General features: G+C 65.5%; 15 protein-coding genes. 7 read left to right on the top strand and 8 right to left on the bottom strand.

From position 1 onward, the window contains the following. Positions 1 to 11 precede the first annotated feature (11 nt). Genes tolB through ABE485_RS18270 form a run of 6 tightly spaced genes read right to left on the bottom strand, consistent with a single transcriptional unit; the run spans position 12 to position 5,907 of the window. Complete coding sequence (gene tolB / locus ABE485_RS18295; RefSeq protein WP_346516688.1) at positions 12 to 1,334, bottom strand: Tol-Pal system beta propeller repeat protein TolB; 1,323 nt, start codon at positions 1,332 to 1,334, stop codon at positions 12 to 14. A gap of 16 nt (positions 1,335 to 1,350) precedes the next feature. Beyond that, positions 1,351 to 2,517, bottom strand: coding sequence for a cell envelope integrity protein TolA (gene tolA / locus ABE485_RS18290; protein WP_346516687.1), 1,167 nt, complete (start codon positions 2,515 to 2,517; stop codon positions 1,351 to 1,353). 39 nt (positions 2,518 to 2,556) lie between these two features. Further along, positions 2,557 to 3,015, bottom strand: a complete 459-nt coding sequence (tolR, locus tag ABE485_RS18285; RefSeq protein ID WP_346516686.1) for a protein TolR — start codon at positions 3,013 to 3,015, stop codon at positions 2,557 to 2,559. Next, the gene (tolQ, locus tag ABE485_RS18280) at positions 3,015 to 3,695 is read right to left on the bottom strand and encodes a protein TolQ (protein ID WP_346516685.1); all 681 of its coding nucleotides are present in this window, start codon (positions 3,693 to 3,695) and stop codon (positions 3,015 to 3,017) included. The genes tolR and tolQ overlap by 1 nt, the downstream gene beginning before the upstream one ends. A 2-nt stretch (positions 3,696 to 3,697) precedes the next feature. Then, the gene (gene ybgC, locus ABE485_RS18275; RefSeq protein ID WP_346516684.1) at positions 3,698 to 4,120 is read right to left on the bottom strand and encodes a tol-pal system-associated acyl-CoA thioesterase; all 423 of its coding nucleotides are present in this window, start codon (positions 4,118 to 4,120) and stop codon (positions 3,698 to 3,700) included. A 56-nt stretch (positions 4,121 to 4,176) separates the two neighbouring features. Continuing rightward, complete coding sequence (locus ABE485_RS18270) at positions 4,177 to 5,907, bottom strand: proline--tRNA ligase (RefSeq protein WP_346516683.1); 1,731 nt, start codon at positions 5,905 to 5,907, stop codon at positions 4,177 to 4,179. A gap of 65 nt (positions 5,908 to 5,972) precedes the next feature. On the opposite strand from ABE485_RS18270, the gene ABE485_RS18265 reads away from it, so the two are divergent. The 6 genes from ABE485_RS18265 to ABE485_RS18240 all read left to right on the top strand — a co-directional run bounded on the left by ABE485_RS18265 (position 5,973) and on the right by ABE485_RS18240 (position 12,009). Beyond that, the gene (locus ABE485_RS18265; protein WP_056327909.1) at positions 5,973 to 6,545 is read left to right on the top strand and encodes an RNA pyrophosphohydrolase; all 573 of its coding nucleotides are present in this window, start codon (positions 5,973 to 5,975) and stop codon (positions 6,543 to 6,545) included. Further along, positions 6,526 to 7,212, top strand: coding sequence for a response regulator (locus ABE485_RS18260; protein WP_175177555.1), 687 nt, complete (start codon positions 6,526 to 6,528; stop codon positions 7,210 to 7,212). Before ABE485_RS18265 ends, ABE485_RS18260 begins: the two co-directional genes overlap by 20 nt. Beyond that, on the top strand, positions 7,213 to 8,745 hold the full coding sequence (locus ABE485_RS18255) for a sensor histidine kinase (protein ID WP_346516682.1): 1,533 nt from the start codon (positions 7,213 to 7,215) through the stop codon (positions 8,743 to 8,745). A gap of 213 nt (positions 8,746 to 8,958) precedes the next feature. After that, positions 8,959 to 9,438, top strand: coding sequence for a tripartite tricarboxylate transporter TctB family protein (locus ABE485_RS18250; RefSeq protein WP_008157863.1), 480 nt, complete (start codon positions 8,959 to 8,961; stop codon positions 9,436 to 9,438). A gap of 6 nt (positions 9,439 to 9,444) precedes the next feature. Next, on the top strand, positions 9,445 to 10,968 hold the full coding sequence (locus ABE485_RS18245; RefSeq protein ID WP_346516681.1) for a tripartite tricarboxylate transporter permease: 1,524 nt from the start codon (positions 9,445 to 9,447) through the stop codon (positions 10,966 to 10,968). Positions 10,969 to 11,079: 111 nt separating this feature from the next. Continuing rightward, on the top strand, positions 11,080 to 12,009 hold the full coding sequence (locus ABE485_RS18240) for a 2-hydroxyacid dehydrogenase (RefSeq protein ID WP_346516680.1): 930 nt from the start codon (positions 11,080 to 11,082) through the stop codon (positions 12,007 to 12,009). On the opposite strand, the gene ABE485_RS18235 is transcribed toward ABE485_RS18240, so the two are convergent. Next, positions 12,003 to 12,938: a LysR family transcriptional regulator gene (locus ABE485_RS18235; RefSeq protein ID WP_346516679.1), complete on the bottom strand. Its 936-nt coding sequence runs from the start codon at positions 12,936 to 12,938 to the stop codon at positions 12,003 to 12,005. The genes ABE485_RS18240 and ABE485_RS18235 overlap by 7 nt on opposite strands. Positions 12,939 to 13,134: 196 nt before the next feature. On the opposite strand from ABE485_RS18235, the gene ABE485_RS18230 reads away from it, so the two are divergent. Then, positions 13,135 to 13,764 carry an FMN-dependent NADH-azoreductase gene (locus ABE485_RS18230; RefSeq protein WP_346516678.1) on the top strand — a complete coding sequence of 210 codons (630 nt, stop codon included), beginning with the start codon at positions 13,135 to 13,137 and terminating at the stop codon, positions 13,762 to 13,764. A 72-nt stretch (positions 13,765 to 13,836) separates the two neighbouring features. Here ABE485_RS18230 and ABE485_RS18225 read toward each other — a convergent pair whose 3' ends face one another. After that, positions 13,837 to 14,742: an NAD(P)-dependent oxidoreductase gene (locus ABE485_RS18225; protein ID WP_346516677.1), complete on the bottom strand. Its 906-nt coding sequence runs from the start codon at positions 14,740 to 14,742 to the stop codon at positions 13,837 to 13,839. Positions 14,743 to 14,789: the final 47 nt, after the last annotated feature.

Here is a 14,789-nt window from a genome sequence, read left to right as displayed (position 1 = left end):
AGTCACACGTGTTATCGGGTAAATGGGCCCCAAGTCGGTTCACGTATTTCCCCGTTCAGTACCGAAAGCGTCTGTCTTACGCGTCCGTCGCTCGACACACCTGCAAGCACGCTACGGCCATTTTGGATGGCGGCGTAGAGGACTTGCATTCCGTTGGGCGCAAAGCTGGGAGACTGATCGTCACGACCATCAGTCAGCAAGGCTTCGGAACCAGTGGACAAGTTCAGGGATGCGATTCGAAACGCGCCGTCTCGTCTTGCAACGTACAGCAGCGTCGATCCGTCGGGGGAAATTCGGGGTGAGATGTTGTAACCACCATTAAACGTGAGACGGCGGGCCTCGCCGCCTGTCGAGCCGGTCTGATAGATTTGCGGCCCGCCGCTGCGGTCACTCGTAAAGATAATGGAAGCACCGTCAGGCGTAAAGCTCGGCTCGGTGTCAATCCCGGGAGAACGCGTAACTCGGCTCGGATTCGAGCCATCCGACGCATTAACGACGTAAATTTGCGACAAACCGTCACGCGTCAGCGCCACGGCCAGCTTGCTGCCGTCGGGCGACCAGCCGGGGGCGCTGTTGTTGCCCTTGAAGTTGGCGACCGGCGCGCGGGCGCTGGTGGCCAGCGTGTGCACGTAGACGACGGGTTTGCCGGATTCGAAGCTCACATAGGCCAACTTGGCGCCATCGGGCGACCAGGACGGCGAAATGATCGGCTCGCGCGAACGCAGGGCGACCTGCGGATTCTGGCCGTCGGCGTCCGCCACCTGCAGTTCGTACGTTGCGCCTTTCTTCAGCACGTAGGCGATGCGGGTCGAGAACACGCCGCGAACGCCGGTGATCTTTTCGTAGATGCGGTCGGCGATCTGGTGCGCGACGCGGCGCAGTTCCTGCTCGGTGCCCGAGAACGCCACGCCGTCCAGCTGCGACTTCTTGACCGTGTCGGCCAGGCGGTAGCGCACGTCGTAGCGGCCGTCGGCGCCGCGGGTGATGCTGCCGTAGGCGATGAAGTCCGCGCCCTTGCCGCGCCAGTCGTCGTGGGCGATGGGCGAATCCACATTCAGGCCGGAACCCGCCGCGTTGATCAGGCGGAACTGGCCGGTGCGGGTCAGGTCGGCCCGGATCACTTCGGCCAGCGCGCGGCCATGGGTGTCGTCAACGGCGAAATCGGCGATGGCCACGGGATACTGGGTGGCGCCGGTGCCGGAAATATCGACACGCAACTGCGCATGGGCGGGCTTCATGGCCATCAGGCAGGCCAAGGCCACCATCAGCAGCCCGATTCCATACGATCTCCAGAGAGCGAGGGGGGATACTCGTCGACTGTAAGCGGGAGTCATATTCGTCAATCTCCTGTCAATCATACATTCTGTACACAACGTCAATGATGGGTTCGTAGCGGCCCGTCGAGGGCTTGGGGAAGGGGTTGCAGCGGCGGATGCCGGTCTCGACAGCGCGGTCAAAGCCCGCGTTGCCCGAAGAACTGGTCAAGGTGACGCCGTTAACCTTCCCGTCAGAACCTAACTGTACCCGGTATTGCGCCGTCGGATTCCCAGAGCCGCTGCGGGGCGGGGGCGGATAAGCCACCCCGGGCTGCACGCAGGCGCGGACCTTGGCGCCATAGCCGCTGTCGCGTCCGCCGCCCGCCTGGTTGCGGTCGGCGGTGCCGCCCGGAATCCCCGCCGCGCCCAGCGCGTCGTTGCGGAAAGCGTCCTTCAGGGCCTTGTCCGCGGCGGCCTTCTTCGCGGCCGCGGCTTTCTCGGCAGCCGCCTTCTCGGCAGCGGCTTTTTCAGCAGCCGCCTTTTCGGCGGCGGCCTTTTCAGCCTTTTCCGCGGCGGCCTTGTCGGCAGCGGCCTTTTCGGCGGCAGCCTTCTTGGCAGCGTCGTCCTTGGCCTTCTTTTCGGCAGCAGCCTTCTCGGCGGCGGCCTTGTCAGCGGCAGCCTTCTCGGCAGCGGCTTTCTCGGCGGCAGCCTTCTGCGCGGCGGCCTTCTCGGCGGCAGCCTTTTCAGCCGCCTGGCGCTCTTGCTCCAGGCGCTTCTTTTCCTTCAGCTCGGCCTGCTTGCGCTCTTCCTCGAGACGCGCCTTTTCCTTGGCGGCCTCGGCGGCCTGGCGTGCCTTTTCTTCCTGCTCGCGCTTCTTCTTGGCTTCCTGGATGGCGATCTCGGGATCGACTTCCTCGGTCTTGGGCTGAACTTGCGGTTCAGGCTCCGGGGGAGGAGGCGGCGGCGGAGGAGGGGGCTCGGGCGCCTTTTCGGGCTCGGGCTCGGGTTGGGGCTGCGGCTTGGGCTGCGGCTTGGGAGGTTCGGGTTGGGGCGTGGGCGGGGGCGAGACGGGCGAATTGCCGTCCGCCCAGAGTTCCACCTGGACGGGGCCGGGGTTCTCGGTATGCCAGTTCACGCCAAAGATCAGGGCGACCAGCAGCAGCAGGTGCACCGCCACAGCCAGAATCAGCGAATTCCGGTTGTCGTTGTTGGGCGGGGTGGCCGGCGGGCCGCTGCGGTGTCGAATTATGGGTGGCGTCATGTGCGGTGCTTGCCGGCCGGGCCGGCGGAGGGCGGCGCGTTATTGTTTCTTGGCGGGTGCGGGCTGGCTGCCGCCGGCGGATTGGTCCACCAGCAGGCCCAGGCGGGTGATGCCGTTGGTGCGCAGCTCGTCCATGACCTTCACGACCGTCTCGTAGGGCACCTTGCCGTCGGCGGCGATGACCACCGGCGTTTCCGCGGTAATGCGCGAGCGCACTTGCGCCACCAGCTCGGTGCGCGCGATGTCCTGCATGGTTGCGCCAGGTTCGCGCATGCGCAGGGCAATCTTGCCGTCTTCCGAAATCTGGACTTCCAGGGGTTTGACCGGCACGTCGGAGGCGGCGCCCACCGACGGCAGCTGGATCAGCCCTGGGGTGATAAGGGGTGCGGTCACCATGAAGATGACCAGCAGCACCAGCATCACGTCGATGTACGGCACCACATTGATGTCGGCCTTCATGCGGCGGCCGGACCTGCCGCGTGAGCTTACCGAAGGCATTAGCGCACCTGCCGTTGCAGAATGTTCAGGAATTCATCGACGAAGCTGTCGAAACGGATCGAGATGCGATCGATGTCGTTCGTGAAGCGGTTGTAGGCGACCACGGCCGGAATGGCGGCGAACAGGCCGATGGCGGTCGCGATCAGGGCTTCGGCGATGCCGGGGGCCACCGAGGCCAGCGTGGCCTGCTGCATGTTCGACAGGCCGATGAACGCGTGCATGATGCCCCAGACCGTGCCCAGGAGGCCGATGTAGGGAGAGACCGAACCGGCCGAGGCCAGGAAGTTCAGGTGCGATTCCAGCGAATCCATTTCGCGCTGGTAGGCGGCGCGCATGGCGCGGCGCGGGCCGTCCAGCAGCGCCGTCGCGTCGCCGCTGGCATTGCCGCGGCGTGCCTTCAGGAATTCGGTCATGCCAGCATCGAAGATGCGGGCGAGGGCGCCTTGTTCGTCGCGGCGCGACGCCACGGCCTGCTGCAGCATGGACAGGTCGCCGCCCGACCAGAAGTCGTCTTCAAAGCGGCGGGTCTGGGTGTGGGCGCGCTTGATCGCCATCCGCTTGGCGAAGATATAGGTCCAGGACATGATCGAGATGCCCAACAGCATCAGCATGATCAGCTGGACCGGCACGCTGGCGTGCGAAATCAGCGAAAGCAACGACATGTCGTTGGTGACTTGCATGGTTATTCCTGAATGAATTCCAGTTTTGCGCGAATGACAGCCGGCAACTCCGCCGGCCGCATGTGAATGGCATCGACGCAACAGACTTGGATGTTGCCTTCGGCAAGCAGTTCCCCGTTGCGCTCCGCGCGCTGCGCGAAGTGTATCGAAGCTCGGCCCAGTTTGGTGACTCGGCTGCGTATGGTAAGCAAATCGTCCAGTCTGGCCGGTTTGCGGTAGGACATGTCCAGGGCGCGGACAACGAAAAGACGTTGTTCGCTGGCGGCCAGTCCGGACTGGTTGACTCCCAGGTCGCGCAGCCATTCGGTACGGGCGCGCTCCAGGAATTTCAAGTAGTTGGCGTAGAAAACCACCCCGCCCGCATCCGTGTCTTCGTAGTAGACACGGACCTGCAGGGTGGATTCGGGGGACTTCGGGTCGGTCACGATAATGAAGGAATGGTGCGGGTCGGGACGCGGGAAGTCCGTAGTTACTATAGGGTTTAAAGGGTGTCGAGTTTCGTCAGCACGGCTTCAAGCGCGGACTCTACCGGAATCTTGGCCGCTTCGGTTTCCCGACGGGCCTGCAATTCCACCACACCATCGTTCAGCCCGCGTTCTCCAACTGTTACGCGCAGGGGCGCACCGATCAATTCCCACTCGGCGAACATGACGCCGGGGCGTGCATCGCGGTCGTCAAGGATGACGTCCACGCCGCGCGCCAGCAGCGATTCATAGAGCTTTTGCGCGGTGTCACGCACCGTTTCACTTTTGCCCCAGCCCACCGGGCAGATCACGACTTCGAAAGGCGCGATCGCGCGGGGCCAGATGATGCCGCGCGCGTCGTGGTTCTGTTCGATGGCGGCGCCCACGATGCGGGTCACGCCGATGCCGTAGCAGCCCATCTCGAGGACGGCGGGCTTGCCCGTTTCGTCCAGGAACGTAGCCTTCAGGGCTTCGGAGTACTTCTTGCCCAGGTAGAACACGTGGCCCACTTCGATGCCGCGCTGGATGGACAGCGTGCCCTTGCCGTCCGGCGAGGGATCGCCGGCGACGACATTGCGCAGGTCGGCCACGAGCTCGGGTTCGGGCAGGTCGCGGCCCCAGTTCACGCCTCGGGTGTGGAAGTCTTCGCGGTTGGCGCCGCAGACGAAGTCGGCCATGTTGGCGACCGTGCGGTCGGCGATGACATGGACGGGCTTGGCCGTCTTGACCGGGCCCAGGTAACCGGGCTTGCAGCCGAAGTACTCGACGATCTCGGTTTCCGTGGCGAAACGGAAGCCGGAAAGGCCGGGCAGCTTGCCTGCCTTGATTTCGTTCAGTTCGTGGTCGCCGCGCAGGAGCAGCAGCCAGATGTCGACCTTGCCCTTTTCGCCGTCGGTGGCCAGGACGATCGACTTGATCGTGCTTTCCAGCGGGATGTCCAGCAGCTTGGCCACGTCCTCGCACTTGGCGGCGCCGGGCGTCGCCACGTCTTCCATGGCCTGGGCGGCCGCGGCGCGGGTCGGGTACAGACTGGGGGCTTCGGCCAGCTCGATGTTGGCGGCGTAGTCCGAATCGGCGTTATAGACCAGCAGGTCCTCGCCGGTGTCGGCGATGACCTGGAATTCATGGCTGCGCGTGCCGCCGATCGAGCCCGTGTCGGCCGCCACCGCGCGGAACTCCAGGCCAAGGCGGCCGAAGATGCGCATGTAGGCGTTGAACATCGTGTCGTAGCTGCGCTGCGCGCCGGCCTCGTCGCGGTCGAAGGAGTAGGCGTCCTTCATGGTGAACTCGCGGCCGCGCATCAGCCCGAAGCGGGGGCGGCGTTCGTCGCGGAACTTGGTCTGGATGTGATAGAAGTTCAGCGGCAGCTGGCGGTAGCTGTGGATTTCATTGCGGGCGATGTCCGTGATGACTTCCTCGGACGTGGGCTGCAGCACGAAATCGCGCTGGTGCCGGTCCTTGATGCGCAGCAGTTCCGCGCCGTACTGCTCCCAGCGGCCCGATTCCTGCCAGAGCTCGGCGGGCTGGACCACCGGCATCAGCAATTCAATGGCGCCCGCGGCGTTCATTTCTTCCCGGACGATCGCCTCGACCTTGCGGATGATCTTCAGGCCCAGGGGCATGTAGGTGTAGATGCCGCCCGCGAGCTTGCGGATCATTCCGGCGCGGGTCATCAGCTGGTGGCTGGCGACTTCGGCTTCGGACGGGGCTTCTTTGAGGGTGTTGATGTGGTAGTTGGATGCGCGCATGTTTAAAGGTGGCAGCAGATACGTATAATCGACTGTAATTGTATTGAATTCGGTGGGGGTGGCCCATGCTTGACCGCGAAGGCTACCGCCCCAATGTCGGCATCATTCTCGTCAACACTAGAAACGAGGTCTTTTGGGGCAAGCGTATCAGGGAACATGCATGGCAGTTCCCCCAGGGCGGCATCAAATACGGCGAAAGCCCGGTGCAGGCCATGTATCGCGAACTCCATGAAGAGGTGGGCCTGAAGCCCGAGCATGTCCGTATTTTGGGGCGTACACGCGATTGGTTACGTTATAACGTGCCCGATCACTTTGTCCGGCGTGAGTGGCGTGGCCACTATAAAGGACAAAAACAGATTTGGTTCTTGTTGCGCCTGGTGGGACGTGACAGTGATGTTTGCTTGCGCGCGACGCAGCATCCGGAATTCGACGCCTGGCGCTGGAGCCAGTACTGGGTTCCGCTGGATGCCGTCATCGAGTTCAAGCGAGACGTCTATACCCAGGCGTTGAACGAGTTGTCGGCTATCCTCTTTCGGCGCCATCACGAAACCCGCTACCTGCGCCAGCGTGTGCATGGTCAGCGGGCAGCAGAGAATTTGCCCGAAGGAACGGACGGTCATGCGCATATTGTTGGTTGAAGACGAACGGGACATGGCGTCCTGGCTGATGCGCGCGCTCGCCCAGAGCGGTTTCGTGCCCGACCACGCAGCGGACGCCCGCACGGCTGAAGCGTTCATGGCGGGCACGGAATATGACGCCATCGTCATGGACCTGCGCCTGCCCGACAAGCACGGACTGGTCGTCCTGCGCGAAATGCGCAACCGCGACGACCGCACGCCCGTCTTGCTGCTGACCGCCCAGGGCGCGCTGCAGGATCGCGTGCGCGGGCTGAACCTGGGCGCGGACGATTTCCTGACCAAGCCTTTCGCGCTGGAAGAACTCGAGGCGCGCCTGACCGCGCTGGTGCGCCGCAGCCGCGGCCGCCAGCATCCGCGGCTGCAATGCGGATCCCTGTCCTATGACAGCGAAAGCCGCGCCTTCACGCTGGACGGTTCCCTGCTGTTCCTCACGCCGCGCGAACACGCGGCCCTGGCGGCGCTGCTGACCCGCAGCGGCTATCCCGTGGACAAGTCGCAGTTGTTCGGCAAGGTCTTCACGCACGACAGCGAAGCCAACCCGGACGCCATCGAGGTCGTGCTGCACCGGCTGCGCAAGAAGCTGGCCGGCAGCGACGTGCGCATCGTGACCGTGCGCGGGCTGGGCTACATGCTGGAAAGCGTCGCCAGCGAGTCCGCGGAAACCTAAGTGAGCCTGCGGATTCCGGGATTGCCGCGCGTCGGCATCCGCGCGCTGCTGATCATCCTGCTGCTGCCCGGCGTGGTGGTGCTGCTGGTCATCGACAGCCTGAACGACTACCGCACCCTGGCGGAGATCACCAACGAAGCCTACGACAGCGCGCTGGTGGAACCCGCCCGCGTGCTGGAAAGCAGCCTGGAATTCACCCCGGAAGGCAATCTGCAGGTGGCCACGCCCCTGTACGCGCAGGTCATGCTCGAATCCCGCGCGGGCCTGCGCAAGTACTTCCGCATCGAGGAAATCGATCCTCCCTTGCCGGACGGCGCGCCCGTGCCCGTGGCGCAAGGCAAGACGCTGCTGGGCATGCCGGAAATGCCGCGTCCTCCCTCCTGGCCCCGTTCCAACGGCCAGCCCATCTTCTACGACAGCGTGTACCGCAACGACCCGGTGCGGGTCGTGTCCGTCGTGCGCGACCTGTACTACCAGGGTCAGCACCGCCAGGTGCTGGTGGTGGTGGCGGAAAGCACCGGCAAGCGCATCGAGGCCGAGAACAACGCGCGGCGCCAGGAGATCCTGCGCGATGCGCGGATGCTGGCGCTGGTCGTGGTGCTGGTCTGGTGGGGCGTGTCCTGGGCGCTCAAGCCGCTGCGGCGGCTGCAAGCCGATATCCGCGGACGGCGCCCCGACGACCTGACGCCACTGGACGCCTCGCGCGTGCCCAGCGAGGTCGCGCCCCTGGTCGAGGCCGTCAATCACCACATCGCCCGCTATCGGCGGGTGCTGGACGAACAGTCGCATTTCCTGGCGGACGCCTCCCATCAGCTGCGCACGCCGCTGGCCATCATGCTGACCCAGGCGCAGTACACGCTGCGCGAACGCGATCCCGCCCGCGCCCGCGAAGGGCTGCGGGCCATCGTCGACCAGTTGGGCCGCACGCGCCGGCTGACCGAGCAGCTGCTTTCGCTGGCCCATGCCAACCAGGCGGACCAGCTTCCGCGCCAGTTGCTGGACATGAATGCCGTCTCGCGCGAAGTCGTGCTCCAGTACCTGCCGCTCGCCCACGAAAAGCAGCAGGACCTGGGATGGGTGCAGGCGGATTCCGAATCGGGCCAGGAAACTTCCGTGCCGGTCCTGGGCAACGAGGCGGAACTGCACGAGGCGCTGTCGAACCTGGTGCACAACGCCATCCACTACGCGCCTGCCGGCGCGCGCATCACGGTGTCCGTCTGCCGGGTGGAAAACCGCGTCGAGGTCGCCGTGTCCGACAACGGCCCCGGCCTGGACCCGATTCTGCGCGTACGCGCCTTTACGCGCTTTGAACGCGTGGGCACGGACAAGCCCGTGGCCTCCTCGGGTTCGGGCCTGGGACTGGGCATCGCCCGGGCCTACGCCCGGCGCAATGACGGCGACATCGAATTGCGCGACGGCGAGGCCAACGACCAGGGCGGCGTCGGCCTTGCTTCCGTGCTCTGGTTGCCGCTCGCGCCCACCGTGTCGCAGTATCCCCGCCCGACCGATGTCGAGCTCAAGGGCGACCAATAGGTCGGCCCGCTTTCACTTCGCATTCCGCTTTTCCCGCGCCTGCCGCCGCTGCCGATCAGGGATAACCCCCGGATTCAGGAACGCGACAGCGCACAGAAAGCGGATTAGCAGCTTCCTTCCGTAATCTGCCTTCCGGCCTGTCGTCAAGGGCCGGGCGGCGCTCGTTCCGGGCGGCGCATCAAGGGCCGGCACGGTCCCGCACCAGGAAGGAGGATGGAAGTGCAAAAGACAATCAACAGAAAGGACTATTACGGCGGCGCCCTGATGGTCCTGATCGGGCTGGGGGCGATCTACGGCGGCACCGACTATCACATCGGCACCCTCAGCCACATGGGCCCGGGCTTCTTTCCCGCGGCGCTCGGAGGACTGCTGGCGCTGACCGGCGTGCTTATCGCCATGTCGGCGCGCTCGGCCGAACCCGCTGCCCCCGCGCCGGCGGAAGGCCATCCGACCGGCATGCCCGACATCCGCGGCAGCGTCTGCATCCTGCTGGGCATTCTGGCCTTCCTGCTGCTGGGCCATTACGGCGGCCTGCTGCCCGCCACGTTCGCCATCGTCTTCATCTCGGCGCTGGGCGACCGGAAGAACACGATCAAGCAGGCAATCTTGCTGTCGATCGCCATGTCCGCGATCGCGGTCGTCGTTTTCTGGTGGGCGCTGCAACTGCAGCTGCCGCTGTTTCGCTGGGGTTGATGCGCCATGATTTCTCAAGCTTTGGTAGACCTCTGGTACGGCTTTGGCGTCGCATTCCAGTTGCACAACCTCATGTGGTCGTTCTTCGGCGTGCTGGTGGGCAACCTCATCGGCGTGCTGCCCGGCATGGGCGCGCTGTCCGCCATTTCGATCCTGCTGCCGCTGACCTATGTCATGCAGCCGGTGCCCGCCATCCTCATGCTGGCCGGCATCTTCTACGGCTCGCAGTATGGCGGCGCCATCGGCGCGATCCTGCTCAACCTGCCGTCGCATCCGCCGCACGCGGTCACCTGCCTGGACGGCTATCCATTGACCAAGCAGGGCAAGGGAGGGACGGCGCTGGGCATCACGATGATCTGCTCGTTCTTCGCGGCGTCCGTCGGCATCATCGTCATGATCTTCGCCTCGCCCCTGCTGGTCGAGGTGGCGTTCAAGTTCGGTCCGACCGAGATCTTTTCGATCATGCTGCTGGGCCTGCTGGCGGGCGCCACGATGTCGCGCGGCTCGCCGCTCAAGGGCGTGGCCATGACCCTGTTCGGCCTCATGTGCGGCGTGGTCGGCACCGACGTGAACACGGGCACGATCCGCTTCTCGTTCGGCCTGCTGGACCTGTCCGACGGCCTGGAGCTGGTGGCGATCTCGATGGGCCTGTTCGGCGTGGCCGACTTCCTGATGAGCGTGAACCGCATGACCATCATCGGCAGCGGCGCCAAGCTGAGCCTGCGCGACATGCGGCCCAGCAAGCAGGAACTGAAGACCGCGTTCTGGCCCATGGTGCGCGGCACCGCCGTCGGCACGCTGTTCGGCGCCATGCCCGGCACCGGCCCCACCATCACGACGTTCGTGGCCTACGCGCTCGAGCGCAAGATTTCCAAGACGCCTGAAAAGTTCGGCACCGGCATGATCGCCGGCGTGGCGTCGCCGGAAGCCTCTTCGCACTCCAAGACGCAGGTCGACTTCATTCCGACGATGAGCCTGGGCATCCCGGGCGACGCCGTGATGGCGCTGATCCTGGGCGCGCTGCTGATCCAGGGCATCCAGCCGGGCCCGCAGCTGATCACCGAGCATCCGGACATCTTCTGGGGCCTGATCGCCAGCTTCTGGGTTGGCAACGTGCTGCTGATGGTGTTGAACGTGCCGCTCATCGGCGTGTGGGTCAAGCTGCTGCAGGTGCCGTACCGTTACCTGTTCCCGTCTGCGCTGTTCTTCATCGCGGTGGGCGTGTTCAGCACGCAGAACAGTCTCTTCCAGATCTGGGAAGTGCTGGCCTTCGGCGTGATCGGCGCCATCCTCATGACGCTCGAGTTCTCGGTGGCGCCCATCCTGCTGGGCTTCGTGCTCGGGCCCATGGTCGAAGAGAACTTCCGCCGCGCGCTGCTGCTGTCCCGCGGTGACCTGGCGGTGTTCGTCGAACGTCCGATCAGCGCCTGGTTCATCGGCGCCAGCGCCTTGCTGATCCTGCTGCAGGTGTGGGCCTTCGTGCGGCGCAACAAGGGCAAGAACAAGCCCCAGGTGCCGCAGACGGCCTGACAACGGTCCTGCCCACGCATCGATCGCGGCCCGGCTTCATGCCGGGCCGTTTGATTTGTGCCGCCTCATCCCTCATGCTTGTGGTTTTCGTTGCCCGCGCACGTTGCCACCATGCATATTCTCTTTGCCTGTCCCCACCACGATCCCGACGCCTGGGTGCCTCGCCTTGAAGCCGCCATGCCCGGTTGCCGCATTTCGGTCTGGGATCCGGAAGGTCCTGCCTCCGGCGCCGACGTTGCCCTGGTGTGGCGCCCGCCCGCCGAACTCTTCAAGCACGAAACCGGCCTGCAGACCCTCTTCAATCTGGGCGCGGGCGTCGATGCCTTGCTGAAGATGCCCGAGATCCCTCCGCACGTGCGCATCGTTCGCCTGGAAGACGCCGGCATGTCGGTGCAGATGGCCGAATACGCGCTGTATGCCCTGCTGCGTGTCTCGCGCGACTTCGAGGCCTTCGACCACGCCCAGGCGCGCCAGCACTGGGACACCCGCGAAGGCACGCGGCAGGCCGACTGGCCTGTGGGCGTGCTGGGCCTGGGGCAGGTGGGGGCGCGCGTCGCGCGTACCCTGGCCGATTTCGGCTATCCGGTCGCGGGATGGTCGCGCTCGCCGCGCGAGATCCCCGGCGTCGAATCCTTCGCGGGCGAAGCCGCCTTGCCCGACTTCCTGGCGCGTACGCGTTTCCTCGTGAACGTGCTGCCGCTGACGCCGGATACGCAGGGCATCCTCAATCGCGAGACCCTGTCGCGGCTCCTGCCCGATGCGCACCTGGTCAACGTGGGCCGCGGCGAGCACCTGGTCGAAGACGATCTGGTCCAGATGCTCGAAGAAGGCGAGATCGCCGGCGCCACGCTGGATGTCTTCCAGACCGAACCGCTGCCCAAGGACCATCCGTTCTGGCGCGACCCGCGGGTCCATGTCACGCCTCACATCGCGGCGCGGACGCTGCGCGACGAAAGCATCGAACAGATCGCGGGCAAGGTGGCTCAGCTGCAGCGCGGCGAAGCCATCTCCGGCGTCGTGGAGCGCGCGCGCGGCTACTGAGCCGCCGGCGCCGTGGCCTTTTCCAGCCGCTGGTACATCGTCGGCAGGCGCTGGGACAGGAAGTCCAGCAGCGTGCGCACGGCGGGCATCATGCCCCGCCGCGACGGATAGATGCAGTGCACGATGCCTTCCGGCGATTGCCACTGCGGCAGCACCGGCACGAGCTGGCCGCGGCGCAGTTCCTCCTGCGTCGCGATCGACGGCAGCAACGCGATCCCGCGGCCGCGCACGGCCGCTTCGGTTAGCACGATGAAGTCGTTGCACGACAACTGCGGCTTGAGTTCGATATGCACCTCTTCGCCCTTGTCGTTGCGCAGCGGCCAACGCACCTCGTTCTGCGGGTCGCTGAAGCTGAGCGTGGTGTGCGAGGCCAGATCCTGCGGCGTATCCGGTGCGCCGTGGCGTTGCAGGTATCCCGGGCTGGCCACCAGCGTGCCGCGCGCGGTGCCCAGGTGCCGCACGACCAGTTCCGCGTCCGTGTCCAGCTTGGTGCGCACTCGCAGCGCCAGGTCCACCCCCTCGCGTATCAGGTCCACGCGGCGGTTCGTGACCAGCAACTGCACTGAGACGGCGGGCCACGCATCCAGGAATTCCGGCAACAGCGGCGCCAGCACGTCCTGAGCGATGGAGACCGGGCAGCTCACGATCACCGGGCCGGTGGGTTCGGACTGCAATTGGCGCATGGCGTCGTCGGCGGCGCGCGCGGAAGCCGCCATCTCGCGGCAATAGTGCAGGTAGCGCTCGCCGGCGGAGGTCAGGCGCAGCCGCCGCGTGGTGCGTTGCAAGAGCCGCACCCCCAGACTTTCCTCCAGGTGCGAAATACGCCGGGACAGGCGGGATTTCGGGATGTCCAGCGCCCTTGCGGCCGCGCTGAAGCCGCCTTGTTCGACGACTTGGGAGAAATAGTAGAGGTCGTTGAGATCTTGCATGATTGTTCTATGTTTGGAACGAACAGTTCATCATACCCGTATTTATGTATCTAATTAACCCGTCTACAGTGACGCCATGCATTCGGCATCTGCCAACGCCGCCGTGGCGGCAAGCCTGGCCCGGCAATCCTGCGGGGCGCGGCGCTGGCAGATCCTGACCGCCCGAGCGGCTCGGGCAATCACTGGAGATTTTGCAATGAAGACCCTCGTTATCCTTTCCTCGATTCTCGGCGACCGTTCCAACAGCAAGCAATTGGCGGACCACCTGATTGCGCGCGTCAAGGCCGCCAACCCCGCCGCCGCCGTCAAGGTCCGCGACATCGGCGCTCAACCCATTCCGTACTTCGACGGCAACACGGCGGGCGCCTTGTTCACCCCGGCCGACGCGCGCAGCGTCGAGCAGCAGCGCATCGTGGAGTTGAGCGACACCCTGGTGGCCGAATTGATGGAAGCGGACCGCATCGTCTTTGCCGTGCCCGTCTACAACTTCAACTTGCCCGCGCAATTCAAGAGCTACCTGGACCACCTGGCGCGGGCCGGGGTCACGTTCCGTTATACGCCCGAAGGCGTGCCCGAGGGGCTCGTCAAGGGTAAACAGGTGTTCGTCCTGACCGCACGAGGCGGCAAGGCCGAAGGCACGCCTTCGGATACGTTGACGCCGTACCTGCGCCAGATGCTGGCCTTCCTGGGCATGACCGACGTGACCTTCATCGCCGCCGAAGGCATGGCCATGGGCGAAGTGGCCGCGCTCGAGGGCTTGGCCCACGCCAAACAGCGCATCGACGCGCTGCTGCCCGGCGCCGAGCAGTCCAGCCTCGCGGCGTAATTTCCCGCCTGCGAACGGGCAAAGAAAAAGGCGAGCCGCAAGGCTCGCCTTTTTGCGTGCGTCCGGCTGGCGTCAGTCGCGCAGGCGCTTGATCAGGCTGGACGTGTCCCACCGTCCGCCGCCCAGCTTCTGCACGTCGCCATAGAACTGGTCGACCAGGGCGGTCAGGGGCAGCCGGGCGCCGTTGTTGCGGGCCTCGGCCAGCACCAGTCCCAGGTCCTTGCGCATCCAGTCGACCGCGAAACCGAATTCGAACTTGTCGTCGACCATGGTTCCGCCGCGGTTCTCCATCTGCCAGCTTTGCGCCGCGCCCTTGCTGATCACGTCGAGCACGACCTTCATGTCGAGGTCGGCCGCCTGGCCGAACGCGATGGCTTCGGACAAGCCCTGGACGATGCCGGCGATGCAGATCTGGTTGACCATCTTGGCAAGTTGGCCCGCGCCCGGCGGGCCCACCAGCGTGACTGCGCGGCCAAAGCACTGCGCGACGGGCTTGATGGCGTCGAACACGGCCTGTTCGCCGCCGCACATGATGGTCAGGACGCCGTTGACGGCGCCTGCCTGGCCGCCGGACACCGGCGCGTCCACGAAATTCAGGCCCAGGTCCTTGGCCTGCGCATGCAGTTCGCGCGCCACGTCCGCGGACGCGGTCGTGTGGTCGACGAATACGGCGCCCGGCGCCATGCCGGCGAACGCGCCATCCGGACCCAGCACGACGCTGCGCAGGTCGTCGTCGTTGCCCACGCAGGCAAAGACGATCTGGGCGCCGGCAACGGCTTCGCGCGGCGTCGCTGCGCTGCGGCCGCCGAATTCGGCAACCCAGGCCAGGGCCTTGGCCGGCGTGCGGTTGTAGACCGTCACGTCATGGCCGGCGCGCGCGAGGTGGCCGGCCATGGGCAGGCCCATCACGCCCAATCCGAGGAAAGCGACTTTCTGGGCTACGACCGCGTCGTAGCTCTTGGTACCGATCGTTGCCATGCAATGGACTCCGCTCTTGAAAGGTAAGGTCTGGCTAAGGACACAAC

Origin of the sequence: Achromobacter spanius (assembly GCF_039673305.1) — a bacterium.
GTDB lineage: Bacteria > Pseudomonadota > Gammaproteobacteria > Burkholderiales > Burkholderiaceae_B > Achromobacter > Achromobacter spanius_F.
The sequence above is the reverse complement of the archived record's forward strand: the minus strand, read 5'-3'. Positions and strand labels throughout refer to the sequence as shown.

What these genes read in the sequence shown, in the direction of transcription:
- tolB (WP_346516688.1), bottom strand. Translation starts at nt 1,334, where the DNA reads ATGACTCCCGCTTACAGTCGACGAGTATCCCCCCTCGCTCTCTGGAGA.
- tolA (WP_346516687.1), bottom strand. Translation starts at nt 2,517, where the DNA reads ATGACGCCACCCATAATTCGACACCGCAGCGGCCCGCCGGCCACCCCG.
- tolR (WP_346516686.1), bottom strand. Translation starts at nt 3,015, where the DNA reads ATGCCTTCGGTAAGCTCACGCGGCAGGTCCGGCCGCCGCATGAAGGCC.
- tolQ (WP_346516685.1), bottom strand. Translation starts at nt 3,695, where the DNA reads ATGCAAGTCACCAACGACATGTCGTTGCTTTCGCTGATTTCGCACGCC.
- ABE485_RS18270 (WP_346516683.1), bottom strand. Translation starts at nt 5,907, where the DNA reads ATGCGCGCATCCAACTACCACATCAACACCCTCAAAGAAGCCCCGTCC.
- ABE485_RS18265 (WP_056327909.1), top strand. Translation starts at nt 5,973, where the DNA reads ATGCTTGACCGCGAAGGCTACCGCCCCAATGTCGGCATCATTCTCGTC.
- ABE485_RS18260 (WP_175177555.1), top strand. Translation starts at nt 6,526, where the DNA reads ATGCGCATATTGTTGGTTGAAGACGAACGGGACATGGCGTCCTGGCTG.
- ABE485_RS18250 (WP_008157863.1), top strand. Translation starts at nt 8,959, where the DNA reads ATGGAAGTGCAAAAGACAATCAACAGAAAGGACTATTACGGCGGCGCC.
- ABE485_RS18245 (WP_346516681.1), top strand. Translation starts at nt 9,445, where the DNA reads ATGATTTCTCAAGCTTTGGTAGACCTCTGGTACGGCTTTGGCGTCGCA.
- ABE485_RS18240 (WP_346516680.1), top strand. Translation starts at nt 11,080, where the DNA reads ATGCATATTCTCTTTGCCTGTCCCCACCACGATCCCGACGCCTGGGTG.
- ABE485_RS18235 (WP_346516679.1), bottom strand. Translation starts at nt 12,938, where the DNA reads ATGCAAGATCTCAACGACCTCTACTATTTCTCCCAAGTCGTCGAACAA.
- ABE485_RS18230 (WP_346516678.1), top strand. Translation starts at nt 13,135, where the DNA reads ATGAAGACCCTCGTTATCCTTTCCTCGATTCTCGGCGACCGTTCCAAC.
- ABE485_RS18225 (WP_346516677.1), bottom strand. Translation starts at nt 14,742, where the DNA reads ATGGCAACGATCGGTACCAAGAGCTACGACGCGGTCGTAGCCCAGAAA.